This is a genomic window from Mesorhizobium sp. M0145 (assembly GCF_040322355.1).
GTDB lineage: Bacteria > Pseudomonadota > Alphaproteobacteria > Rhizobiales > Rhizobiaceae > Mesorhizobium.
The window spans coordinates 187,321-211,164 of record NZ_JAMYTK010000008.1; the positions used below are offsets into that span (position 1 = coordinate 187,321).

Annotated in this window: 22 protein-coding genes; 11 read left to right on the forward strand and 11 right to left on the reverse strand. The window is 63.0% G+C overall.

Annotated features, from left to right (window positions below; all coding sequences use genetic code 11):
- The first annotated feature begins 91 nt into the window (after window positions 1-91).
- From NKJ28_RS15120 to NKJ28_RS15150, 7 genes are all read left to right on the forward strand, one after another.
- Complete coding sequence (locus tag NKJ28_RS15120) at window positions 92-1,051, forward strand: N-acetylmuramic acid 6-phosphate etherase (protein WP_031212743.1); 960 nt, start codon at window positions 92-94, stop codon at window positions 1,049-1,051.
- Window positions 1,052-1,053: 2 nt separating this feature from the next.
- On the forward strand, window positions 1,054-2,313 hold the full coding sequence (locus NKJ28_RS15125; protein ID WP_023679841.1) for an ABC transporter substrate-binding protein: 1,260 nt from the start codon (window positions 1,054-1,056) through the stop codon (window positions 2,311-2,313).
- A gap of 240 nt (window positions 2,314-2,553) precedes the next feature.
- A complete protein-coding gene (locus NKJ28_RS15130) occupies window positions 2,554-3,477 on the forward strand; it encodes a carbohydrate ABC transporter permease (protein WP_352575248.1) in 924 nt (307 codons plus the stop codon).
- An 8-nt stretch (window positions 3,478-3,485) separates the two neighbouring features.
- Window positions 3,486-4,325 (forward strand): carbohydrate ABC transporter permease, encoded by an 840-nt coding sequence (locus tag NKJ28_RS15135; RefSeq protein ID WP_023679838.1) that lies wholly within the window; start codon window positions 3,486-3,488, stop codon window positions 4,323-4,325.
- A complete protein-coding gene (locus NKJ28_RS15140) occupies window positions 4,322-4,699 on the forward strand; it encodes a DUF4304 domain-containing protein (protein WP_352620797.1) in 378 nt (125 codons plus the stop codon). The genes NKJ28_RS15135 and NKJ28_RS15140 overlap by 4 nt, the downstream gene beginning before the upstream one ends.
- A 92-nt stretch (window positions 4,700-4,791) precedes the next feature.
- Window positions 4,792-5,847: a Gfo/Idh/MocA family protein gene (locus NKJ28_RS15145; protein ID WP_023679836.1), complete on the forward strand. Its 1,056-nt coding sequence runs from the start codon at window positions 4,792-4,794 to the stop codon at window positions 5,845-5,847.
- Window positions 5,848-5,862: 15 nt separating this feature from the next.
- Window positions 5,863-6,861 (forward strand): ABC transporter ATP-binding protein, encoded by a 999-nt coding sequence (locus tag NKJ28_RS15150; protein ID WP_023679835.1) that lies wholly within the window; start codon window positions 5,863-5,865, stop codon window positions 6,859-6,861.
- 208 nt (window positions 6,862-7,069) lie between these two features.
- On the opposite strand, the gene NKJ28_RS15155 is transcribed toward NKJ28_RS15150, so the two are convergent.
- From NKJ28_RS15155 to NKJ28_RS15175, 5 genes are all read right to left on the reverse strand, one after another.
- On the reverse strand, window positions 7,070-7,915 hold the full coding sequence (locus NKJ28_RS15155; RefSeq protein ID WP_352620795.1) for a fumarylacetoacetate hydrolase family protein: 846 nt from the start codon (window positions 7,913-7,915) through the stop codon (window positions 7,070-7,072).
- A 166-nt stretch (window positions 7,916-8,081) separates the two neighbouring features.
- Window positions 8,082-8,813 (reverse strand): SDR family oxidoreductase, encoded by a 732-nt coding sequence (locus NKJ28_RS15160; protein WP_254815741.1) that lies wholly within the window; start codon window positions 8,811-8,813, stop codon window positions 8,082-8,084.
- Between the two features lie 176 nt (window positions 8,814-8,989).
- On the reverse strand, window positions 8,990-11,362 hold the full coding sequence (locus NKJ28_RS15165) for an aldehyde dehydrogenase family protein (protein ID WP_352636286.1): 2,373 nt from the start codon (window positions 11,360-11,362) through the stop codon (window positions 8,990-8,992).
- Window positions 11,363-11,375: 13 nt separating this feature from the next.
- The gene (deoC, locus tag NKJ28_RS15170) at window positions 11,376-12,425 is read right to left on the reverse strand and encodes a deoxyribose-phosphate aldolase (protein ID WP_031211867.1); all 1,050 of its coding nucleotides are present in this window, start codon (window positions 12,423-12,425) and stop codon (window positions 11,376-11,378) included.
- Between the two features lie 162 nt (window positions 12,426-12,587).
- Complete coding sequence (locus tag NKJ28_RS15175; RefSeq protein ID WP_023677121.1) at window positions 12,588-13,415, reverse strand: ferredoxin--NADP reductase; 828 nt, start codon at window positions 13,413-13,415, stop codon at window positions 12,588-12,590.
- A 218-nt stretch (window positions 13,416-13,633) separates the two neighbouring features.
- Here NKJ28_RS15175 and NKJ28_RS15180 point away from each other — a divergent pair, with 218 nt between their 5' ends.
- The 3 genes from NKJ28_RS15180 to NKJ28_RS15190 are packed head-to-tail and all read left to right on the forward strand — an operon-like array spanning window position 13,634 to window position 18,150.
- Window positions 13,634-15,718 carry a hydantoinase/oxoprolinase family protein gene (locus NKJ28_RS15180; RefSeq protein ID WP_352571525.1) on the forward strand — a complete coding sequence of 695 codons (2,085 nt, stop codon included), beginning with the start codon at window positions 13,634-13,636 and terminating at the stop codon, window positions 15,716-15,718.
- Between the two features lies 1 nt (window position 15,719).
- Window positions 15,720-17,435 (forward strand): hydantoinase B/oxoprolinase family protein, encoded by a 1,716-nt coding sequence (locus tag NKJ28_RS15185; protein WP_352636289.1) that lies wholly within the window; start codon window positions 15,720-15,722, stop codon window positions 17,433-17,435.
- Window positions 17,407-18,150: a hypothetical protein gene (locus NKJ28_RS15190; RefSeq protein WP_352636291.1), complete on the forward strand. Its 744-nt coding sequence runs from the start codon at window positions 17,407-17,409 to the stop codon at window positions 18,148-18,150. Before NKJ28_RS15185 ends, NKJ28_RS15190 begins: the two co-directional genes overlap by 29 nt.
- Window positions 18,151-18,178: 28 nt before the next feature.
- On the opposite strand, the gene NKJ28_RS15195 is transcribed toward NKJ28_RS15190, so the two are convergent.
- The 4 genes from NKJ28_RS15195 to NKJ28_RS15210 all read right to left on the reverse strand — a co-directional run bounded on the left by NKJ28_RS15195 (window position 18,179) and on the right by NKJ28_RS15210 (window position 21,508).
- Complete coding sequence (locus NKJ28_RS15195) at window positions 18,179-18,835, reverse strand: methionine ABC transporter permease (protein ID WP_352636293.1); 657 nt, start codon at window positions 18,833-18,835, stop codon at window positions 18,179-18,181.
- The gene (locus tag NKJ28_RS15200; RefSeq protein ID WP_352636295.1) at window positions 18,816-19,913 is read right to left on the reverse strand and encodes a methionine ABC transporter ATP-binding protein; all 1,098 of its coding nucleotides are present in this window, start codon (window positions 19,911-19,913) and stop codon (window positions 18,816-18,818) included. Before NKJ28_RS15200 ends, NKJ28_RS15195 begins: the two co-directional genes overlap by 20 nt.
- Before the next feature lie 101 nt (window positions 19,914-20,014).
- Window positions 20,015-20,863: a MetQ/NlpA family lipoprotein gene (locus NKJ28_RS15205; RefSeq protein ID WP_352571523.1), complete on the reverse strand. Its 849-nt coding sequence runs from the start codon at window positions 20,861-20,863 to the stop codon at window positions 20,015-20,017.
- 345 nt (window positions 20,864-21,208) lie between these two features.
- On the reverse strand, window positions 21,209-21,508 hold the full coding sequence (locus NKJ28_RS15210; protein ID WP_023677114.1) for a DUF1236 domain-containing protein: 300 nt from the start codon (window positions 21,506-21,508) through the stop codon (window positions 21,209-21,211).
- Between the two features lie 204 nt (window positions 21,509-21,712).
- Between NKJ28_RS15210 and NKJ28_RS15215 the strand changes: the two genes are divergently transcribed.
- Window positions 21,713-22,501, forward strand: coding sequence for a DUF1236 domain-containing protein (locus tag NKJ28_RS15215; protein WP_352636305.1), 789 nt, complete (start codon window positions 21,713-21,715; stop codon window positions 22,499-22,501).
- A gap of 106 nt (window positions 22,502-22,607) precedes the next feature.
- Here NKJ28_RS15215 and NKJ28_RS15220 read toward each other — a convergent pair whose 3' ends face one another.
- Window positions 22,608-22,850: a polymerase gene (locus NKJ28_RS15220; protein ID WP_352636298.1), complete on the reverse strand. Its 243-nt coding sequence runs from the start codon at window positions 22,848-22,850 to the stop codon at window positions 22,608-22,610.
- A gap of 247 nt (window positions 22,851-23,097) precedes the next feature.
- Window positions 23,098-23,652, reverse strand: a complete 555-nt coding sequence (locus tag NKJ28_RS15225) for a DUF4142 domain-containing protein (RefSeq protein WP_352575226.1) — start codon at window positions 23,650-23,652, stop codon at window positions 23,098-23,100.
- Window positions 23,653-23,844: the final 192 nt, after the last annotated feature.

Consider the following 23,844-nt stretch of genomic DNA (forward strand, 5'->3'; position numbering starts at 1 on the left):
TTCGCAGGCCTGCACCGCCGCAAGGATTTCATTAATGCGTGTGGACAAGTGGTATTTTTTTGGTATGGTTTTCTCGATTGGAGGAAAGCGGATGGCCGAAACGCGCACCGAAGCGCTTCACCAGAATGCCGAGGGACTGGATATCCAGGCCCCGGAAGCCGTCCTTTCCTCGTTGGCCAACGCACAGATCGAGGCCGCCAAGGCTGTGCACGGCGCCATTCCTGCCATTGCCGCGGCAGCCGAAATCATCGCAAGCAGACTGAAAAGCGGCGGCAAGCTCGCCTATGCGGCTGCCGGCAGTTCGGGCCTGATGGCACTGGCCGATGCGCTTGAGCTGCCGGGCACTTTCGGCATCCAACGCGACCGCATCGCCATCCTGATCGCCGGCGGCGACGAGGCCTTCAAGACACTGGCCGGCGGGCCGGAGGACGACACCGAGGAAGCTTCGGCAGCAGTTGCCGCCGCCCGCATCGGCAAGGGCGACTGCCTGATCGCCGTCTCGGCCAGCGGCTCGACACCTTATGCAGTCAGGGCGATCGAGGACGCCAGGCGCCGCGGTGCGGCGACCATTGCCATCGCCAACAACAGGGATGCGCCGCTGTTGCGGCTGGCCGACATCGCCATCCTGCTCGAAACGCCGCCGGAGCTGATTGCCGGCTCAACGCGCATGGGCGCAGGCACCGCCCAGAAGATCGCGCTCAACATGCTGTCGACGCTCGCCGCCATCCATCTCGGCCATGTCCATGACGGCTACATGGTCAACCTCATGGCCGACAACATCAAGCTGCGCGACCGCGCCGCACGCATCGTTGCCGCCGTCAGCGGGCGCGACAAGGACGAGGCGGCGCGCCTGCTCGAAAGGAGCGGCGGCGTCGTCAAGACCGCTATTCTGCTCGCCGCCGGCGCCGCCAGCGCCGATGCAGCCGAGAAGATATTGGAAGGGACCGGCCACAAGCTGCGGCCGGCCCTTTCCGCGATCGAGGGGAGCAAGGGGCGCAATGCCTCTGTTCTCATCAAAACCGAACCTGAAAAAGGTCAACAGGGAGACTGAGCATGACAACGAAGCTACTGACGGCACTTCTTCTCGGCACCAGCATTCTCGGCTCCGCCGGGGTGGCTTATGCCGACGACGTAACGCTCAACATCGAAAGCTGGCGCGGCGACGACCTTGCCATCTGGAAGGACAAGCTGATCCCGGCCTTCGAAGCCAAGAACCCGGGCATCAAGGTGGTGTTCGCGCCGTCGGCGCCAACCGAATATGACGCCGCCCTCGGCGCCAAGCTCGCCGCCGGCTCGGCGGGCGACCTGATCACCTGCCGCCCGTTCGACAAGTCGCTGGAACTCTTCAAGAAGGGCAACCTCGCCGATCTGTCGGCGCTGCCGGGCATGGAGAACTTCTCCCCGGTGGCCAAGTCGGCCTGGCAGACCGACGACGGCAAGGCGACATTCTGCGTGCCGATGGCCTCGGTCATCCATGGCTTCATCTACAACAAGGACGCCTTCGACAAGCTCGGCATCAAGGTGCCGGAGACGCGCGACGAATTCTTCGCCGCGCTCGACAAGATCAAGGCCGACGGCACCTACATCCCGATGGCGATGGGCACCAAGGACCTCTGGGAAGCCGCGACCATGGGCTACCAGAACATCGGCCCGAACTACTGGAAGGGCGAGGAAGGCCGCGCCGCACTGATCAAGGGCGAGCAGAAGCTGACCGACCCTCAGTGGGTCGCACCTTATGCCGAGCTTGCCAAGTGGAAGCCCTATCTTGGCGACGGTTTCGAGGCGCAGACCTATCCGGACAGCCAGAACCTGTTCACGCTCGGCCGCGCCGCCATCTACCCGGCCGGCTCGTGGGAGATCGGCCTGTTCAACACGCAGGCGCAGTTCAAGATGGGCGCCTTCCCGCCGCCGGTGCAGAAGGCCGGCGACACCTGTTACATCTCCGACCACACCGACATCGGCATGGGCCTCAATGCGGCGTCCAAGAACGCCGACGCGGCCAAGACCTTCCTGTCCTGGGTCGCCTCGCCTGATTTTGCCACCATCTATGCCAACGCGCTGCCGGGCTTCTTCAGCCTGAACAACACGCCGGTGAAGATGGAAGACCCGCTGGCGCAGGAATTCGTCTCCTGGCGCGACAAGTGCAAGTCGACGATCCGCTCGACTTACCAGATCCTGGGCCGCGGTACGCCGAACCTCGAAAACGAGACATGGGTTGAATCGGCCAACGTCATCAACGGCACCGACACGCCGGAAGCTGCCGCCAAGAAGCTGCAGGACGGCCTCGACAGCTGGTACAAGCCGGCGAAGTAAGAGTGCGGCGAAGCGTTGTCTCCCCCCTCGAGGGGGGAGATGTCGCCGAAGGCGACAGAGGGGGTCGGTCGAGGCAGGCTGCGGCTTGATCGCTGCTGGAAAGCACGGTCGAACGACGATAGCGCGCTGCCTCTGCCGACTCCACCCGCCTCGCTTTGCGAGGCACCCTCCCCTCGAGGGGAGGGAGGCGCCGCGCCCTTTGACGGCAATTGCAAGAACCTGATCGGCGGGACCGAACTCATGGCCGCAACACCGAAAAGACCGTTCCGCTGGCACATCGGCGTCTTTCTGGCGCCGGCAGTGCTGGTCTATACGGCGATCATGATCCTGCCGCTGGCCGGCACGCTGCAGCTCTCCTTGTTCCGCAACATAGACCAATCCCAAGTCTTCGTGGGACTGGCAAACTTCCGCACGCTGTTCGGCGATCCTAACTGGTCGGTGGGCTTCTGGAATGCTCTCCGGAACAATGTCTGGTTCTTCATCATCCACATGCTGGTGCAGAATCCGATCGGCGTCCTTTTGGCGGCGCTGCTGTCGAGCCCGCGGCTGAGATTCTCCGCCTTCTACCGAACGGCGATCTTCGTGCCGACAATCCTGTCCTTCGTCATTGTCGGCTTCGCCTGGAAGCTGATCCTGTCGCCGCTGTGGGGCGTGGCGCCGCATCTGCTCGATCTGGTCGGCCTCAAGAGCCTGTTCACGCCCTGGTTGGGCAAGGAGCAGTACGCGCTGACCACACTCAGCCTGATCTCGGTCTGGCAGTTCGTCGGCATCCCGATGATGCTGATCTATGCGGCGCTCTTATCCATCCCCGAAGAGGTGATCGAGGCGGCTGAATGCGACGGCATCACCGGCATGTCGCAGTTCTGGAAGATCAAGCTGCCGCTGATCCTGCCGTCGATAGGCATCATCTCGATCCTGACCTTCGTCGGTAATTTCAACGCGTTCGACCTGATCTACACAGCGCAAGGGGCGCTGGCCGGGCCGAACTATTCAACCGATATCCTCGGCACCTTCCTCTACCGCGCCTTCTTCGGCTTCCAGTTGCAGATCGGTGATCCCAACATGGGCGCGGCAATCGCCACGATGATGTTCCTGATCATCCTGGGCGGCGTCTGCGTCTACCTGTTCCTCGTGCAGACGCGCCTGCGTCGCTACCAGTTCTGAGGCGCCACATGAGCACGGCAACCCGCTCGCTGCCCCGCACCATTGGCGCGCATGCGATCCTTCTGACCTACACGGCGATCGCGCTGTTTCCGGTAATCATCGTCATCGTCAACTCATTCAAGTCGCGCGCCGCCATCTTCGGTGCGCCGCTGGCGCCGCCGACGCCGAAAACCTTCGATCTAATCGGCTACACGACGGTGATCGGCCAGGGCGATTTCATCCACTATTTCCAGAACAGCCTTGTCGTCACCGTCGCCTCGCTGTTCTTCGTGCTTTTGTTCGGCGCCATGGCGGCTTTCTCGCTGTCGGAATACCGCTTCCGCGGCAATTCGCTGATGGGGCTCTATCTGGCGCTCGGCATCATGATCCCGATCCGCCTTGCCACCGTCGCCATCCTGCAATTGATGGTGGCGAGCGGGCTAGTCAACACGCTGACGGCGCTGATCCTGGTCTATACCGCGCAAGGCCTGCCGCTTGCCGTCTTCATCCTGTCGGAATTCATGAAGCAGGTCTCGGACGATCTGAAGAATGCGGGCAGGATCGACGGCCTGTCCGAATACACCATCTTTTTCCGGCTGGTGCTGCCGCTGGTGCGCCCATCGATGGCGACCGTCGCCGTCTTCACCATGATCCCGATCTGGAACGATCTGTGGTTCCCGCTGATCCTGGCGCCGTCGGAGGAGACCAAGACGGTGACGCTCGGCGCCCAGCTGTTTCTCGGCCAGTTCGTCACCAACTGGAACGCCATCCTGGCGGCGCTGTCGCTGGCAATCATGCCGGTACTGATCCTCTACGTCATCTTCTCGCGGCAGCTGATCCGCGGCATCACTTCGGGGGCGGTCAAGTGAGTGAGGGTCGGGACGCGATCATTCGAGGCCTCACCGAGTCGGCAATCCGCCACAGATTCCGCGGCGTTCGCCAAACAAACTATTATCGCGAATGGCCGGAAACGGTCTGTCTGCTTAACCTTCAGAAGTCTGCCTGGGGACCGCAGTTCTATCTCAATGCAGCAGTCTGGCTGACTCGGTTCGGGATCGAGCGTCGACCAAAGGAATACAACTGTCATATCATCTGGCGTGTCAACTCCCTGATGGTTAGCGAGCAATCCAAGGCATTCACCGAGGCGCTGGATCTGGATCGTCCGTTGCCGGACGACCGGAGGTCTTCTCTGATCAAAGAGGGGGGTCGATACATACGGGTTCGGACTTCTGGCACGTTGTGAAAGCGAAAAGGCTGCTCTGCAGATCGCCAGTGAGTATGGATCGAGTATTAGGATGGACCTGAAAGCCCGCGCTCTACAAAAGGCAAACTGAAATGGACCAACCTCTTCGCGTTGTCATCGCCGGCCTCGGCAACATGGGGCGCAGCCATGCGCTGGCGTATCACACCAATCCGGGATTCCAGATCGCCGCGCTGGTCAACCGCTCCGATGTGCCGCTGCCGGAAGGGCTTTCGAGCTACGGCATCAGGCGCTCCTTCGACGAGGCGCTGCGTGACGAACGGCCCGACGTCGCCTGCATCGCCACCTATTCCGACAGCCATGCTGACTATGCTGTCAAGGCGTTCGAGGCCGGCTGCCACGTCTTCCTCGAAAAGCCGCTGGCAACCACCGTCGCGGATGCAGAGCGCGTGGTCGCGGCAGCCAAGGCCAACGGCAAGAAACTGGTGATCGGCTACATCCTGCGCCATCACCCGTCCTGGATCCGGCTGATCGCCGAGGCACGCAAGCTCGGCGGCCCTTACGTGTTCCGCATGAACCTCAACCAGCAATCCTCCGGCCATAGCTGGGAGACGCACAAGCAGTTGATGCAGACGACATCGCCGATCGTCGATTGCGGCGTGCATTATCTCGACGTGATGCTGCAGATCACCGACGCCAGACCAGTCGAGGTGCGCGGCATGGGGCTACGGCTGAGCGACGAGATCGCGCCGTCGATGTACAATTACGGTCATCTGCAGGTGCTGTTCGACGACGGTTCGGTCGGCTGGTACGAGGCCGGCTGGGGGCCGATGATTTCGGAGACGGCTTTCTTCGTGAAAGACGTGATTTCGCCCAATGGCTGCGTGTCGATCGTCATGAAGGAGGGTGTCAGGTCCGACGACATCGACACCCACACCAAGACCTCGACCATCCGCCTGCACAGTGCGGCGACCGGAGCCGACGGCAAATTCGCCAAACCGGACGAGATGCTGTCGATGCAAGGCGAGCCCGGCCATCAGGACCTCTGCGACCTGGAACAGGCGTTTGTGCTGAAGGCGATCCGCGAGGATCTGGACTTGACCCGTCACATGGACGACGCGGTGAAGTCGCTCGCCGTCTGCCTTGCCGCAGACGAGAGCGTGCGCAGCGGCCTCGCCGTGAAACTCTAGAACAGGGACGACGCCGTGGGCTCGCTGAACATCGAGAACGTAAAAAAGGCCTTTGGGCCGGTCGAGGTGCTGAAGGGCATCAACCTCGAGGTGACCGATGGCGAGTTCGTCGTCTTCGTCGGTCCATCCGGCTGCGGAAAGTCGACACTGCTGAGGGTCATCGCCGGGCTGGAGGACTCGACCTCGGGCCGCGTGGTCATCGACGGGGCGGACGTCTCCGCCACCCCGCCGGCCAAACGCGGCATCGCCATGGTGTTCCAGACGTATGCGCTCTATCCGCATCTGACGGTGAAGAACAATATGGGCCTCGGCCTCAAGCAGGCGGGCACACCGGCGGCCGAGATCGACCGCCGCATCGGCATCGCCTCCTCGATGCTGTCGCTGGAGCCCTACCTCTCGAGGCGGCCGGCCGAGCTCTCCGGCGGCCAGCGCCAGCGCGTCGCCATCGGCCGCGCCGTGGTGCGTGAGCCCAAGCTGTTTCTGTTCGACGAGCCGCTGTCGAACCTCGACGCCGCACTGCGCGTCAACACCAGGCTGGAGATCGCGCAATTGCATCGCCGGCTGAAGGCCACGATGATCTATGTCACCCACGACCAGGTCGAGGCGATGACGCTGGCCGACAAGATCGTGGTCCTTAATGCGGGCAGGATCGAGCAGATCGGCGGACCGATGGAGCTTTACAATTCGCCGGCAAATGAATTCGTCGCCGGCTTCATCGGCTCACCGAAGATGAACTTCGTCGACGGCGCCAGGCTTGGCGAAACGGCAAAGACCATCGGCGTCCGTCCCGAACATCTGACCGTCGATCCCAAGTCCGGCGCCTGGAAAGGCACGGTCGTCCATGCCGAGCACCTTGGCGCCGACACCAACCTCTATCTCGACTGCGAGAAGGCCGGCTTGATCACAGTGCGCATTTTTGGCGTCTATAACGCCGAACCTGGTGCCACGCTCTACGCGACGCCGGATCCGGCGAAGACATACCGGTTTGGAGCCGACGGGAAGGTGCTGAAATAGCTGGTGCCGACTCCCCTTCTCCCCTGTGGGAGAAGCTGGCCGAGCGAAGCTCGGTCGGATGAGGGGTGTTGGAAGGATCGCTGCCCTGAAAGCGTAAGTGCCTAAAATCCCCTGATGTTTTCACGCCTCGTTTCTTCCAGCACCCCTCATCCGTCTCGGCGCTGCGCGCCGATCCACCTTCTCCCACAAGGGGAGAAGGAAGAGCGCCCTACGCATCCGCCTTGAACGTCTGCTTCTGGATGCCCAGCCCCTCGATACCGAGCTCGACCACATCGCCGGGCTTCAGGAAGACCGGCGGCTTCATGCCGAGGCCGACGCCGGGCGGCGTGCCGGTCGAGATGATGTCGCCCGGGTGCAGCGACATGAACTGGCTGAGATAGGAGACGAGATAAGCGACGCCGAAGACCATGGTCTTGGTCGAGCCGTTCTGCATCGTCTTGCCGTTGACCGTCAGCCACATCGGGATGTTCTGCGGGTCCTTGACCTCGTCCTTGGTCACCAGCCACGGGCCGATCGGCCCGAACGTGTCGCAGGACTTGCCCTTGGTCCACTGGCCCTGGCGCTCGGCCTGGAAGGCGCGCTCGGAGACGTCGTGCGCGACGCAATAGCCGGCGACATAATCCAGCGCCTCGGCCTCGGTGACATACTTTGCAGTCTTGCCGATCACCACGCCGAGCTCGACCTCCCAGTCGGTCTTCACCGAGCCGCGCGGGATCAGCACGTCGTCATTCGGCCCGACAATAGCCGAGCTTGCCTTCATGAAGATGATCGGCTCCGGCGGCACGGCGGCACCGGTTTCGGCGGCGTGGTCGGAATAGTTGAGACCGATGCAGATGAATTTGCCGGTGCCGGCGACGCAGGCGCCGATCCGCGGCTTGCCGGAAACCGCCGGCAGCGTCTTCGGGTCGAGCTTCGACAATGTCTCGAGCGATGCCGGGTCAAGCGCCTTGCCGGCAATGTCGGTGACATGGGCGGAGAGGTCGCGGATCGTTCCATCGGCATCGAGCAGGCCGGGGCGTTCGCTCCCCGCCTCGCCATAGCGCAGCAGTTTCATGCAGTTTTCTCCCAGTTGCGACCAGAGGCCGTTTGCAAACTCGCTCCGCTGCGGCGAATGGCGTGGGTTTCGAGAACCGGAGCGGAGCGTACTTAAAGTACGTGAGCACCGGAAGCGCAGAAAGCCGCGTCAGGCGCCCGGCGGAGTAGGGTTTTCAAATGGCCTCTTAGATCGACCAGCCACCGTCGATATTATAAGCCTGCCCCGACGTATAGGTGGCGCCGGCCAGATAGACGGCGAGATCGGCGATTTCCTCGGGCGTGCCGAGCCGGCCCATCGGCTGGCGGGCGATGAAGGCGGCGCGAGCTGCTTCGTAGTCGCCCTGCGCATGCATGCGGTCCTGCAGCGACGGGCTTTCGACCGTGCCCGGACAGATCGCATTGCAGCGTATGCCCTTGCCGACATAGTCGGCGGCGACCGACTTGGTCAGGCCGATGACGGCTGCCTTGGTCAGGCCATAGACGAAGCGGTTCGGCACGCCCTTGGTCGAACTGGCCAGCGATGCCATGTTGATGATCGAGCCGTCGCCGCGCTCCAGCATGCCGGGCAGCACGGCGCGGATGGTGCGGATCATCGAGCGGACATTGAGATCATAGGCAAAGTCGAGATCGCCGTCCTTCATCTCGAGGATCGAGCCGGAATGGACGAAGCCGGCGCAATTGAACAGCACGTCGACGGCGCCGATCTCGGCAAAAGCGGCGTTCACCGCCTCGTCGTTCAGCACGTCGAGCTTGCGGGTCTTGATACCGGGCGTCTTGCCGAGGTCGGCGAGCACCACCTCGTTGATATCGGTGGCATGGACGACGGCGCCGGCCTTGGCGAACGCCAGCGCGCTCGCCCGGCCGATGCCTTGCGCCGCCGCCGTGACGACAACGATTTTGCCTGTCAGATCCGCCATGCTTTTCTCCTCGCCCGTCTGTGGTCGTTCGGCTTTTACCGGCGCAAGGCCGGGGCGCAATGTGCCAGCCGGGCACTACCATCCCGCCTGTTTCGATATTCGCCTGCCAGCCAAATGTTTTTTCTCGGTAAAGAACATTTGTTGGCCCGTCAAGCCCGGACGTCCCTCCGGGACACTCAGTCGCCGTAGGGCACCCAGACGTTCTTGACCTCGATCGCTCGGCGCAGCAAGGCATCGCCGGCTGCTTCGTTCGACGCCCAGTCGAGGCTGTGGCCGTTGCCGGTCCAGACGCGTTTGAGATTGCCGATGGACTCGGCCTCGGCCTTGGCGCAAGTCTCGGCATCGGCGAACACCCAGAGCCCGTCGACATCGTCATGCTTGGCCAATACGCCGGCAAGCTCGGCGCTACTGCCGGTGACGATATTGATGGCGCCTGCCGGAACGTCGGAATATTCGACGACCTGGTAGAGGTCGGTGGCAAGCAGCGGGTATTTTTCGGACGGCACGGCGACCACGGTGTTGCCCATGGCGAGCGCCGGCGCCACCAGCGAGATCAAGCCAAGCAAAGGTGCGTTGTCCGACGCGACAATACCGACGACCCCGACCGGTTCGTGCAGTGCCAGCGTGACGGCGCGGGCCGGCGGCTGGTGGACGCGACCCTCGAATTTGTCGGCCAAGCCGGCATAGAGGAACAGCCGCTCGATCGACAGTTCGACCTCTTCACGCGCCGCCTTGGCGGTCGCGCCGGTAAGTTGGGTGAGGCGCACAGCAAACTCGTCGGCGCGGCCCGAAAGGTTTTCGGCCAGGTAATAGAGCACCTGGCTGCGGTTGTAGGCGGTCGCCTCCGGCCAGGCCTTGCAGGCGCGCGCGGCCGCGACGGCGTCGCGGATATCCTTGCGGTTGCCGAGACCAACCTCGCCGGCAAGCTTGCCCTTGGCGGTGGCGACGGCGAAGGAATAATTGCCGTCCGGCCGGACCTGCTTGCCGCCGATGAACAGCTTTGCCGTGCGGTCGATGGCGTCGCCTTCGGCCTGCTCGACAGGTTGCGCCGAAGACGTCGCCGGTTTGATAACCGGGCCGAGCGGCAGTTTTGCCGAGAGATATTCGAACATGCCCTCGCGCCCGCCTTCGCGGCCAAAGCCGCTCTCGCGGTAACCGCCAAAGCCGCAGGAGGCGTCGAACATATTGGTGCCGTTGACCCAGACGACGCCGGCCTTCAATTGCGGCGCGACGTGCAGGGCAAGATTGATGTTCTCGCTCCACACCGAAGCGGCCAGGCCATAGCGCGTGTTGTTGGCGAGCTCGACCGCTTCCTCGGTGTTGCGAAAGGTCATGGTGGCAAGCACCGGCCCGAACACCTCTTCCTGTGCCAGAATGTTAGCCGGCGAAACACCTGTCGCCACCGTTGGCAGATGGTAATAGCCCGAGGAGGGCAGCGCCGAGTCCGGCTGCCAGCAGATTGCGCCCTGCTTGGCGCCCTCGGCGATCAGGCCCTTGACGCGATCGAGCTGGGTCAAATCGACCAGCGGGCCGATATCGGTGTTCTTGTCGAGCGGGCTGCCGACGCGCAGCCGGCTCATACGCGTCTTGACCTTGGCGATGAAGGCATCGGCGATGCCCTCCTGCACCAGAAGGCGCGAGCCGGCACAGCAGACTTGGCCCTGGTTGAACCAGATGCCGTCGACCAGCCCCTCGACGGCGCTGTCGAGATCGGCATCCTCAAAGACGACAAAGGCCGACTTGCCGCCAAGCTCCAGCGACAGTTTCTTGCCCGAACCGGCGGTGGCTTTGCGGATGATCTTGCCGACCTCGGACGAACCGGTGAAGGCGATCTTCTGGATGCCGGGATGATTGACGATTGCCCCACCCGCTTCCGGCCCGCCCTGGACGATGTTGACGACGCCCTTCGGCACGCCTGATCGTTCACAGATCTCGGCGAACAGGATCGCGGTGAGCGGCGTGAATTCGGCTGGCTTCAGCACCACGGTGCAGCCGGCGGCGAGCGCCGGCGCGATCTTCCAGGCCAGCATCAAGAGCGGGAAGTTCCACGGGATGATCTGGCCGACGACGCCGACCCCCTTATGGCCTGGAAAATCCCTGTCCAGCGCCTGCGCCCAGCCGGCATGATGGATGAAATGGCGGATGGCCAGCGGCACGTCGATGTCGCGGCTTTCGCGGATCGGCTTGCCATTGTCGATCGATTCCAGCACCGCGAACAGGCGTTGGTGACGCTGCATGGCGCGGCCGATGGCGTAGAGCACTTTGGCGCGTTGATAACCGGTGCTGGCGCTCCATTTCGGCAGCGCTTTTGTGGCGGCCGAAACCGCCGCGTCGATATCGGCGGCACCGGCATCCGACACCTTGGCCAGCAGCTTTCCCGAGGACGGATCGCTGGTGTCGAAGGTTTTGCCTCCGCTGGCTGCCTTCCAGTCGCCGCCGATAAACAGCGCTTTGCCGAAATCCCGCGCGGCAAGCCACGCATCGGCCTCGTTGCGCGCCTCCGGCGCCGGGCCGTATTCCATGGCATGATAGCGTTCGAGAATGTTCATGGCGCGCTCCGAATCACGCCATCGCGTGGCGATGATTGGCCGAGTAGTGGCCGGTCAGATGATGCTCGAGCTGGCGCTCGATGTCGGTCAAAAGGCTCGATGCTCCGAAGCGGAACAGCTCCGGCTCCAGCCACGGCCGGCCCAGTTCTTCTTTCATCAGCACCAGCCAGTCGAGCGAGGCTTTTGCCGTGGAAATGCCACCGGCCGGCTTGAAGCCGATGAGATAGCCGGTTTCCTCGAAATAGGCGCGGATGGCGCGCACCATGGCAAGGCCGACCGGCAGCGTCGCGTTGACGCTTTCCTTGCCGGTCGAGGTCTTGATGAAATCTGCACCCGCCATCATCGCCACCATCGAGGCGAGCATGACGTTGCGCAGCGTCGCGAGGTCGCCGGTGCCGAGGATCACCTTCAGATGGGCCTCGCCGCAAGCGGCGCGCATCGAGACAATCTCGTTATAGAGCTCCTGCCATTTCGCCCCGAATACCAGGCCGCGCGGGATGACGACGTCGATCTCGTCGGCGCCGTCCCTTACCGATGCTTCGATCTCCTGCAGACGTGTCGAAAGCGGTGCAAGGCCGTGCGGGAAAGCCGTGGAAACGGCGGCGACATGGACGCCGCTGCCGCGCAGCGCTTCGACGGCAGTGGCGACGAAGGGCTGATAGACGCAGACCGCCGCCGGGCGGATCTTTTCACCAGTAATGCCGAGCCCCTCGGCAATGTCGCGACGGAACGGGTTGACCGCCTTGGCACAAAGCCGGCGCACGCGCTCTTCCGTGTCGTTCGAGTTCAGCGTCGTCAGGTCCATGCAGGCGACGGCGCGCAGCAGCCAGGCGGCCTGGTTATCGGCCTTGATCGAGCGTCTTTTGGTCAGGCTGGCGACGCGGCGTTCCAGCGCCGAGCGGTTGACGCCGCGCATCGATTCCATGAAGCCGAGATCGAGCCTCATGCCGGGATTGCGAGCAATGCCATGGGCTTGCGGGATTGGTGCATTGGCGGCGGCGCGTGCCGGCAGCGGCGTGACCTTCGATATGCCGACGTCGGTTTCGCGGATTGTGCTGCTCATCTCCTGCCCCTTGTTCAGCGACTTATGCCGAAGATAGACCGTGAAGCAGCGCTTCACGAGTCCTTCAAGCGGTCATAGCGGAAAAAGACAGTCAAGGCAGCCGATTTTTGACCGCATGATCAAAATCAGGGTCTCGAACCAGTGGACGCTGAACTGCGCGTCTCAGCCGACGAAGGCGCGCTCGACGACGAAGCTTGCCGGATGATGCAGCGAGCCTTCCTGGAAGCCGTGGCTTTCGGCCAGTTCCTTGACGTCCTTCAGCATATGCATCGAGCCGCAGATCATGATGCGGTCGGTTTCGGGATTGAGCCTGTCGATGCCGAGATCGGTGTAGAATTTGCCCGAGCCGATCAGCGCGGTGATGCGGCCCATGCGCTCGGAGGTCTCGCGCGTCGTGGAATTATACAGCGTGACGCGGCCGCCGGTCAGTTCGCCGATCAGCGGATCGTTCTCCAGTGCGGCCACCAGTTCCTGGCCGTAGGTGAGCTCGGCATTGTCGCGGCAGGTATGGGTCAGGATAACCTGCTCGAACTTCTCATAGGTATCGGGATCGCGCAGCAGGCTGGCGAATGGAGCAATGCCGGTGCCGGTCGAGATCATGAACAGGCGCTTGGCCGGCGTCAGCGCGTCGACCACCAGCGTGCCGGTCGACTTCTGCCGTATGATGACGGTATCGCCGATCTCGATTTTCTGCAGCTCCGAGGTAAGCGGGCCGTCCGGCACTTTGATCGAGAAGAATTCGAGTTCGTCGTCCCAGGCAGGGCTGGCGATCGAATAGGCGCGGAACACCGGCTTCTCGGCATTGGGCAGGCCGATCATGACGAACTCGCCGGAACGGAAGCGCAGCGATTGCGGCCGGGTGATGCGGAACGAAAACAGCCGGTCGGTATAATGCTTCACCGAGACGACGGTTTCGGCATAGACATTGGCCGGTATCGGGAACTGCAACGGCCGGGCGCCGGCAGTGTTGAACGCGGATATGGTGTTCATCAAACCTAACCTTCCGGGCCAGCTCAGCGCCCGCGCCAAATCTTCACCTGCGCGCCCGAACCGGTCAGGTTCCAGCGTGCCGTTTGCACACTCCGAAGCGGTAAGCTCTTGTGTCCGGAATTTATTAGTATACAAACGATATTTGCGTCAAGACGCCGCCGTAAAACAGCTTTCCAAACTGAGGCATGTAAGCAGTTCGGGCATTTCGGGTTTCGACAATGGAACAGAATTTTTCGGCGCAAGCTCTGGATTCGACGGGCAGCGTCGTCGCCGGTATCGATGTCGGCGGCACCTTTACCGACCTGCTTCTGATCGACGGCCGTGACGGCGGCCGGGTGCATATCGCCAAGACCCCGACGACGGTCGACAACCAGGCTTTCGGCGTCGTTGCAGCTCTTGGTGCCACCGGCTTTCCCGTCGACGGCATCGACCTCATCGTGCACGGCACGACGACCACCACCAACGCGGTGCTGGAGCGCCGGCTGGCCAAAACCGGCATGATCACCACGCGCGGCTTTCGTGACGTCATCGAGCTTGGCCGGCGGACACGGCCGCAAGCCTATGGCATGACAGGCACGTTCGTGCCGATCATTCCGCGCAATCTGCGGCTCGAAGTGTCGGAGCGGGTCGAGGCCTCGGGCGCGGTGCGCATACCGCTCGACGAGGCCGAGATGCGGGCAGCGATTTCACAACTGATCGCGGCCGGCTGCGAATCCCTCGTCATCCATTTCCTGCATTCCTACGCCAACCCGAGGCATGAGCGGCGTGCCGCCGAGATCGCGGCCGAGCTTTGGCCGAACGGCTACATCACGACAGGCCATGCGCTGCTTTCGGAAGCGCGCGAATTCGAGCGCGGCGTCACCGCTTCGGTCAACGCCTCGGTGCAACCGATCCTCGAACGCTATGTCGAGCGGCTGCGCAAGGAGCTGGCGTCAAAAGGCTACGCCCGCGACTTCCTGATCATGAACGGCAATGGCGGCATGATCTCGGCCCGCTTTGTCACACGTGAGTCGGCCAAGACCGTCATGTCCGGCCCCGCTTCCGGCGTCATTGCTGCCGCCTATACGGGAAAACGCGCCGGCTTCGAAAACCTGGTCACCTATGACATGGGCGGCACCTCGACCGACGTGGCGCTGATCCGCAACGCCGAGCCGGCGGTGTCGAACGAGATCGAGATCGAGTATGCGATGCCGATCCACGTGCCGATGGTGGCGGTGCATACGGTCGGCGCCGGCGGCGGCTCGATCGCCCGCGTCGATGCGGCCGGTCTGATCCAGATCGGCCCGGAAAGCGCCGGCGCCAATCCCGGCCCGATCTGCTACGGACGCGGCGGCTTGGAGCCGACCATTACCGACGCTAATCTGGTGCTCGGCAGGCTGGCGCCGAAGAAGCTGCTCGCGGTGGAAAACCCGGTCACCGTCGAACGGGTCACCGGCATATTCGAGGACAGGATCGGCCGCGCCACAGGCTTGTCCGGCGTCGAGGCGGCGGGTGCGGTGCTGCGGCTCGGCAACGTGAAGATGGCCGGCGCCATCCGCATGGTGTCGGTGTCGCGCGGCCACGACCCGCGCGATTTCGCGCTGTTCGCCTTCGGCGGCGCCGGGCCGCTGCATGCGACGGCACTGGCGCGCGAGCTCGGCCTGCCCAAGGTGCTGGTGCCGGCGCGGCCGGGCATCACCAATGCGCTCGGCTGCGTCGTCGCCGATCTGCGCCATGATTTCGTTAATACGGTCAACCAGCCGGTGGCCCGTCTCGATGAAATCCAACTCCACGAGACATTGGAACGGCACCGAAACGAAGGCAAGGAGCTGATCGGCAAGGAGGCGGTGAAGCCGGAAATGATCCGCGTCACGCATTCCGCCGACATGCAGTTCGTCGGCCAGACGCATATCATCAACGTGCCGCTGCCGTCGTCTGCGGTGACACGCGAGGGACTGCAGCAACTGTTCGAGAAGGCCTATTTCGCCCGCTTCAAGGTCCAGTTGCCGGAAATCCGCGCCAATCTGGTCAACCTCAACACCTCGGTCACCGGCGTGCGGCCGGCAATCGATCTGTCCCGGCTGATCGACCCGGCTGGGCGCGCCAAAACGCTCGAAGAGGCGCGGCGCGAGATCCGGCCTGTCTGGTATGGCGGGCGCTGGTACGACACGCCGGTCTACAGCAGAGAGAAGTTGCCGCTCGACGCAACAATCGAAGGTCCGGCGATCCTCGAACAGATGGACGCGACGACTGTGCTGGAGCCCGGTGACCGGGCGCGATCGGATGCCGACGGCAACATCATCATCGATATCGGCGAGGCCTGAGATGGAAAAACTCGACGCCATCACCCTTTCGGTCATCCAGGCGGCGCTACAGCAAGTCTGCGACGAAATGGACCTGACATTTTCGCGCGCCGCCTTCTCGCCTGTCATCGCCGAGGCCAATGACCGTTCGGATGGCATCTATTCGGCGCTCGATGGTTCGCTGATCGCGCAAGGCAGCCAGGGCCTGCCGGTGTTCGTCGGCGTCATGCAGTATTCGACCAAAACGGTGATCGAGATGATCGCCGACGGTCGCTGCCTGCCGCCCGAGCCAGGCGATATCTACATCGTCAACGATCCCTATCTCGGCGGCACCCATTTGATGGATGTGCGCTTCGCCATGCCGGTCTATCGGGACGGCAAGATATTCTGCTGGCTGTCGAACACCGGCCACTGGCCCGACATCGGTGGTTCGGTGCCGGGCGGCTTTTCCGCCTCGGCAACAGCGGTCGAGCAGGAAGGCTTGCGACTGCCGCCGGTGAAATTATTCAAGAAGGGCGTGCTCGACCCTGAGATCTACGCCATCATCTGCTCGAACATCAGGGTTGCCGACCAGCGCATCGGCGACATCCGGGCGCAGGCGGCGGCACTGCTGATCGGTCAAGACCGACTGAACGGAATCCTGGATCGTTACGGAGATGAAACGGTCGTCGGTGCGATCGCCGAACTGCGCCGCCGCGCCGCCGAACAGATGCGCGCGAACATATCAGCCATTCCCGACGGCATTTACCGGTCGCAGGCTTTTGTTGATTCCGACGGCGTGGTCAACGAGCCGCTGACTATCGCGCTGGCGGTCGAAAAACAGGGCGACACGCTCAGCTTCGACTTCTCCGGTTCGTCAAAGCCCTGCGCTGGGCCGATGAACAGCGTGCTGGCGACGACCTTGTCCTCGGTCTATCTCGCCATGCGGCACATTTTCCCCGACGTGCCGATCAGCGCTGGCGCCTTCGAGCCGCTGATCGTCAAGCGGCCGGAAGGCACCTTCCTCGACGCCAAATATCCGCGGCCGGTATCGGGCTGCGCGGCTGAGGTTTCGCAGCGCATTGCCGAAGCGGTGTTCGCGGCGATGGTGCAGGCGCTGCCGGACAAGGTGACGGCGGCCCCCGCCGGCTCCAGCGGCAATTTCGCGCTCGGCGGCAACGATCCGGCCCGCGGCCGCGATTATGTCATGTATCAGATCTCCGGGGGCGGCTATGGCGGCAATGCCGGTCACGACGGCCTGACCAATGGCTGCTCGACCATAGGCATTTCCAAGTCGCCGCCGGTCGAAATCATGGAGCAGGCCTTCCCGGTGCTCTACCGCCACTATGCCTTGCGCGAAGGCTCGGGCGGCGCCGGCAAGCATCGCGGCGGTTTTGGCCTCGCCTATGAGGTCGAGATCCTGCGCGGCGACGCCCGCGCCTCCTTCGTCATGGATCACGGCCGGTTCGGCCCGCAAGGCGCGCTCGGCGGCAAGGACGGTGCGGTCAACACGGTGACCGTGTTCCGCGACGGCAAGGAACATGTGCCGCCGCATCTGTCCAAGGAGCAGGACATCGCGCTGAAGACAGGCGACCGCGTGTGCGTCGGCACGCCTGGCGGCGGCGGCTACGGCGATCCGTTGCAGCGCGATCCGCAATTGGTCGCTCGGGATGTCAAGCTCGGCTACTATACCGCAGAGCAAGCCAGAGACCTGTTCGGAGTCGTAGCGGATGAGCAACCCAAATCCCCTGGAGGCTGATCTCTCGTCTGAACTGGCCCACGCAGTCGAACGCGTCTATGCCGCTTTCGCGTCTTATCCATCGCCCCGCCACCTGCATGGCTCGCCGTACAAGGATTTGGAATCGATCTTTCGGGGAGTATCCAGTGGTCCGCTTCGGGAGCTCAGTGGTGAAAACCTCGGCGCCTATGCCGGATCGGCCATATGGACGGTCGGCGACGTCGATGACTACCGCCACTTTCTGCCGAGAGTGCTTGAACTTGCCATCCAAGGCGAACCTTCGATGGGGTTCGACGCCAACGTGATTGCCGCAAAGCTCGAAAGGACCTCCTGGCGCGATTGGCCGTTGGAAGAACAGCAGGCTGTCGAGGTGCTGTTTCAGGTTGCCTGGCGAAAAGCGATGACCATGCATCCCGATGAAGGGAACGCGGTTCCCTGGCTGGAGGGCATAGTGCTTGCCGGAATGGATGTAGCAGCTGCATTAGCGGCATGGCGTGATAGCCCTTACCCCGAGGCCATGTTGCACTGTGCGGACTTGATTACCGGCAACATCAAGACACTCGATAAGGGGCACGTGATCTTCAGCGAACAGGTCACCACATGGCTTCTATCCGACAGTCTCGCCTGGCACTTGTTCACCGTCGCGGTCGAGGCTCCCTTGCGCCCCGACGATCGCGAAAAGCTCGCTTGGGCGAGCGAGACCATCGAGAACAATCTGAACTTTCCCGGAAATTAAAGGCATTGATTGGGCCGCGTTTCGCCGGTCACGCTCTGTGGTCCAGCCTCGCGACCAGCCGGTCGCCGGCCCACTGGATGCCGCAGACCAGGATGATCAGCACAATGACAACGGCGATCATGACGGACGTCTCGAAGCGCTGGTAGCCGTAGCGGATGGCGAGGTCGCCGAGGCCGCCGGCGCCGATGGCGCCAGCCATGGCCGAGGCGCCGATAAGCGTCACCAGCGTCACCGTGAAGCCGGCGACGATGCCGGGCAACGCTTCCGGCACCAGCACCTCGCGAATGATCGTCCAGCGGTTGCCGCCCATGGCGCGTGCTGCCTCGATCAGCCCGTGGTCGACCTCGCGCAGCGACACTTCGGCGATCCGCGCATAGTAGGGCGTCGCCGCGATCGACAGCGGCACAATCGCTGCCCAGGTGCCGATCGAGGTGCCGACGATCAGCCGCGTCATCGGGATCAGCGCAACCAGCAGGATGATGAAAGGCACCGAGCGGAAGCCGTTGATGACCGCTCCGAGCGCGCGGTTCACCCACAGGTTTTCGGCGATACCGCCGCGGTCGGTGGCGACCAGCGCCAGGCCGAGCGGCAGCCCGAAAACCAGCGAGATGAGGCCGGAGGCGGCCGTCATCAGGATCGTTTCCCAGATTGAACGGACGAGAAGCTCAAACAGAACCGGCGACATGGCCAAGCACCTCCACCCGCGCTTGGCGGGCTTTCAAGAACGCGATCACCTTTGCCAGGTGAGCTTCATTGCTGCCGGCGACCGCCACGAACAGTGTCCCGACAGGCTGCTGCTGGACGTGATCGATGCCGCCATGCACGAGGCGGAACGAGCCGGGAACTGCCGAGGCAAGATCGGACAAAAGCGGGCTTCGCGCGGCCTCACCGGCCACGTCGATCCTGAGGATCGCCTTCACGCCGGCGTTCTGCGTTAGCCGGCTGGCGATCTCCGCCGGCAATTGCGGCCGGATGCCGCCGAGCAGGCTTTGTGTGATCGCCGACTTCGGATCGGCAAACACCGACCACACCGGCCCTTGCTCGACGATCCGCCCAGCGTCGATCACCGCGACACGATCGGCGATCGAACGGATCACCTCCATCTCATGGGTGATGAGCAGGATGGTCAGGCCGAGCTGCCGGTTGATATCTCTGAGCAAGGCGAGGATGGAGCGCGTCGTCTCCGGGTCCAATGCCGAGGTCGCTTCGTCGGACAGCAGCAGCGCCGGGCGCGCCGCAAGCGCCCGGGCAATGCCGACGCGCTGCTTCTGCCCGCCCGACAGCGACGCCGGATAGACTTTCGCCTTCTCCGACAGGCCGACAAGCTCGAGCAGCTCGGCGGCGCGCGCCAGGCGTTCGGCCCTGGGCCGGCCTTCGATCTTGAGCGGCAGCGCTACATTGTCTTCGACCGTCTTGGCGGACAGCAGGTTGAAATGCTGGAAGATCATGCCGATACGCCGGCGCAGCGGTTGCAATTCGCGCTCGCCGAGCCGGCTGATGTCGCGGCCTTCGATGAAGACCTGTCCTGTATCCGGCCGCTCCAGGCCGTTCAGGCAGCGTATCAGCGTCGACTTGCCGGCGCCGCTCCGGCCGATGATGCCGAGGATCTCGCCCTGGCGCACGTTGAGCGATACGCCGTCCAGCGCCGCTGTCGCGCCGAAGCGGCGCTTCAGCTCGATGAGGCGCACGACGTCGTTCGATCCGGCGGAACGGCTGCCGGCGGGATGCATGACTTCGGTGACCGAGGCGAAATGCTGGTTCATGAAAGTTCCTGTATTGGTGTCCCGCAAAACGCGATCGCGGTCCGCGTTGGAGCGCGGACCGCTCTATCATGCCGGGCTTCAGCGCTAAGTCGAGCTCGGTATCAATAGGCGCTGATGCCGGTTCCCTTGTAGACTCGGTCGAATTCGGCCTTCACCTTTTCGTTCTGGTAGGAGGCGACCAATGTCTTTACCCAGGGCTGGTTTTCATTGCCGGCCTTGACCGCGATGAAGTTGCGGTAGGGGTTGTCGGCCACCGCCTCCTGGGCGATGCGGTTCTCCGGTGTGAGGCCGCTTTTAAGCGCCCAATCCGTGTTGACCACGGCCCCGTCGAGGTCTTCCACCGAGCGCCCGACAATCCCGGCGTCAAGCTCCTTGACGACTAATTTCTTCGGGTTTTCGGCAATGTCGGTCGTCGTAGCCAGAATGCCGGTGCCTTCCCTGAGCTTGATCAGACCTTCGCTCTGCAGAACGCGCAGTGCGCGGCCCTCATTGGACGGGTCGTTCGGCACGCCAATGACGGCGTCTTCGGGCAGGTCGGCAATCTTCGTGTACTTCTTGGAATAGAGGCCGATCGGCCAGACCCCGGTATAGCCGACCGGGACGATGTGATAGCCCTGCGTCTTGATCTGGTTGTCGAGATAGGGCTTGTGCTGGAAGGCGTTGGCGTCGATTTCGCCACGCTCGAGTGCTTCATTCGGCTGGGTGTAGTCGTTGAACACCACGGTCTCGATCGTCAGCCCCCTCTCCGCCGCCTGGGCGGTGACGACGCGCCACACATCCTCGTCCTCGCCGCTCATGATGCCGACCTTGACCGCCGTCTTGTCTTCGGCGAACGACGGCGCAGCAAGGCCGACAATCGCAACCGCCGACGCGAAAAGTACAGCCAGACCGGCGCGCCGGTTTATACTTGCGGAGAGAAATGAGAGCAAAGTGTTGGTATTCCCAGACATGATCTATCCCGTCGGTTCTGAAGTCGTTGCGGCCAGGCGGAGTGCCAAGCCTTGCCGGCATCATCGGGAATGCTGACCGTCGGATCAAAGCACCGTATTTCCCGCGAAATGCGAAGCCAGGAATATTCTCTTAAAGTTTCGGGCCTGGCGAGCACAGGGCGTGCTGGGATCATGCGTTCTAAGCCAATGCTGGTTCAGAAATTGTCCGGACGTCGTCTCCGCTATGAGGCCCGCCGTGCTTCGAAGCGGCGGGCCTTTCTGCGTCCGAATGCCCAACACGGGCAGCGGTGTGGGATGTCGACAATGCTGGACGCGCCGCATGTCCCTTCAAAGCGACGCGCTTGCTCACTCGATGACCTTTACAATCCTGCGCGTGCCAGGATCGACCAGGACGGTCCGATTGTCGACGACGACATAGCGGTATTTGACGTCGGGAACCTCATGAAGCTCGACGGTATCGGGCAGTGTCGAGCCGACATTGAGCTCCACGCCGGGAAGCTGGACGGACGCCAGAGGCTGCTTTTTCACATACTCGCGTACGATCGTCTCCTGCTGCGGTTCGATGACCACGTCCTGAGCGGCAGCGGCGCCAATACCCGCAAGCAGCAAGAACCCAGCCGCGGCTGCCGAAAGATGCATTCTCATGATCGTCTCCTTTCATGGTGAGCCACCTCTGCGCTGCGCCGCGTCATGCTGTTCGCAGCGGGGTCGCTATAGGCCGGTAACGTCAGCAGGTGGAGCTTGTTCCGCCACTCGGATCGCTTGCCCTTTCCCTCCATTAGTTTGGAACAAAGTTTTTTAGCCACAGTTTTACGCGGTGAAGGGACGCGTTTTCCAAGGAGATCTCTCATGAAAGGCGTTCTGATCACCAGCATGCTAGCAATCAGCGTCAGCTGCGGGGCTGCACTTGCCCAGACGCAGCAGTCGACCGACGACCAGTCCGGCGCCAATTGTGCAGCCGGCACTGCCAATTGCCAGAACGGCGCCAAGATGGGCGAGCAGGCTCAGGGCAAGGCCGGCGCTGCAACTGATCAACAGGCGCAAGGCAACAAGAAGCTGAAGACCGATGAGCAAGCCAAAGGCAAGGCCGGCGCAACGACTGACCAGCAAGCCCAGGGCAAACCGAAACTGAAGACCAACGAGCAGGCTCAGGGCAAGGCTGGCGCCACGACTGACCAGCAGGCCCAGGGCAGCACCAAGATGAAGACCGACGAACAGGCCCAAGGCAAGGCCGGAACCACCACCACCGAGCAGGGCCAAGGCAGCACGAAAATGAAGACCGAGGAGCAGGCTCAGGGCAAGACTGGGACCACGACCACCGAGCAGACTCAGGGCAATGCCTCGACGCAGACGCAAGACCAGAGTTCGACCGCTTCCATCAACAATGTGACCGTTGAACAGAAGACGGAGATCACGCAGGTCATCAAGGAGACGAACATCCAACCGGTATCCAGCGTCGATTTCGACATCTCTGTCGGTGTCGAGGTTCCGCGAAAGAAGGTCCGGCTGCATCGCCTGCCGGCGCGCATCGTCAAGATCGTTCCGGCTTACGAAGGCTATGAGTATTTCGTGCTCGCCGACGGCCGGATCGTCATCGTCGACCCGAATACCTACAAGATCGTGATTATCCTGACCTAGTCGTGGCCCAGACGGTCTACCGTGGGTTGATGCACCAAAAAAGCCCGCCGCGCAGCTCGGGCGGCGGGCTTTTCCGTACCCGGCTCCAGCGTCTGCAAATCGCAAATCAAGGTCCGTCCTCGGGGCGAGGAGTGAGCACGGTGTGATCGATGGTGTCGGGCAGGCAGGGACTGGGCACGCAGCTTGTTCGGACTGACGCGGTGGTCATGGCATCGATATCCGTAACCAGCACCATTCTCGCGTAGTACCGCGGCCACAGCGGCTCTCCAAACAGGACGAAGACGCCGCCAATCATCAAGGCCAGCAACATGAGTGCCGTAACATTTGCAAATATCTCGCCGTAGCGCATGAAGGCAGCCTGTCCCATTCGGAAAGCGATTTCAGCCTGTGACAGCGGCGACCAGGACGGCGCCGAAAGCCGGCGCTACTATCCTTGAGGCCCCGCGAATGCCGCCTTCCATTGGATCCTCCCCGAACAAGCCGGATAAATAACGGCACTCTCGGTGCTTTGTTCCCGGCCGTGTGGCCGGACGACAGCCGCGTCACACAGGCCGTGTGTGGGGCGGCCTTTCGTTTGCAAAAGGCACTCTTCGCTCTCATTGATGCGCGGCAGCGAGGTCCTTGAGATGACGTTCGTGCATTTGCAGCACCGGCAGCGTCTTCTTGGCAAACTCCTTCATCGCCGGATCGTCGCCGGAATTCGCGTAAGCGGAAAACAGCGCCACCGCTTCCTTATGCGCCTGGGTCTGCATGTCGATATATTTCGATTGGAAGCTGTCCCCGCTGGCCTCCTTGAGTTGGTCGAGCAGCGCCTGGTGCTTGGTGTCCAGCGACGGGCCGGCTGGCGCGGTGGCCGAAGTCGTCTGACCCTTGCTGAGCGCCGCCTTGAAGTCCTCGCCGGCCTTGGTGTGGTCCGTGACCATTTGCGCCGCGAATGCCTTCACGTCGTCGGCAGTCGCCTGCGTCTGCGCAAGTCGGCTCGATTCGATTTCGAATGTATTGGCGATGGGCACGGTCTTGACGAACGTCGCGGTGTCAACCTTGCTCATGGTGTCGGTCGTTAGAGGCGTCAGCGTCGCCGATTGGGCAAAAGCAGCCAAAGGTGCGCCAGCCATCATCGCTGCCGCAGTGATGGATAGAAGGGTTTTCATGGGGGTTCTCCGAGGCTGATGTCATCCCTCCGATGGCTCAACGCGCAAGCTGCGGCGAGGTTGCCTGGTCGTGGGGGGGGGGGGGGGGGCCGCCCCCCGCCCACCCAGGGGGGGTGCGAGAAACAAAACACCGCAGCGGGGGGGCGGGTGGGGGGCGCCCCAACCGCCCGGGCGGGGGGGGGAGAGCGCGTT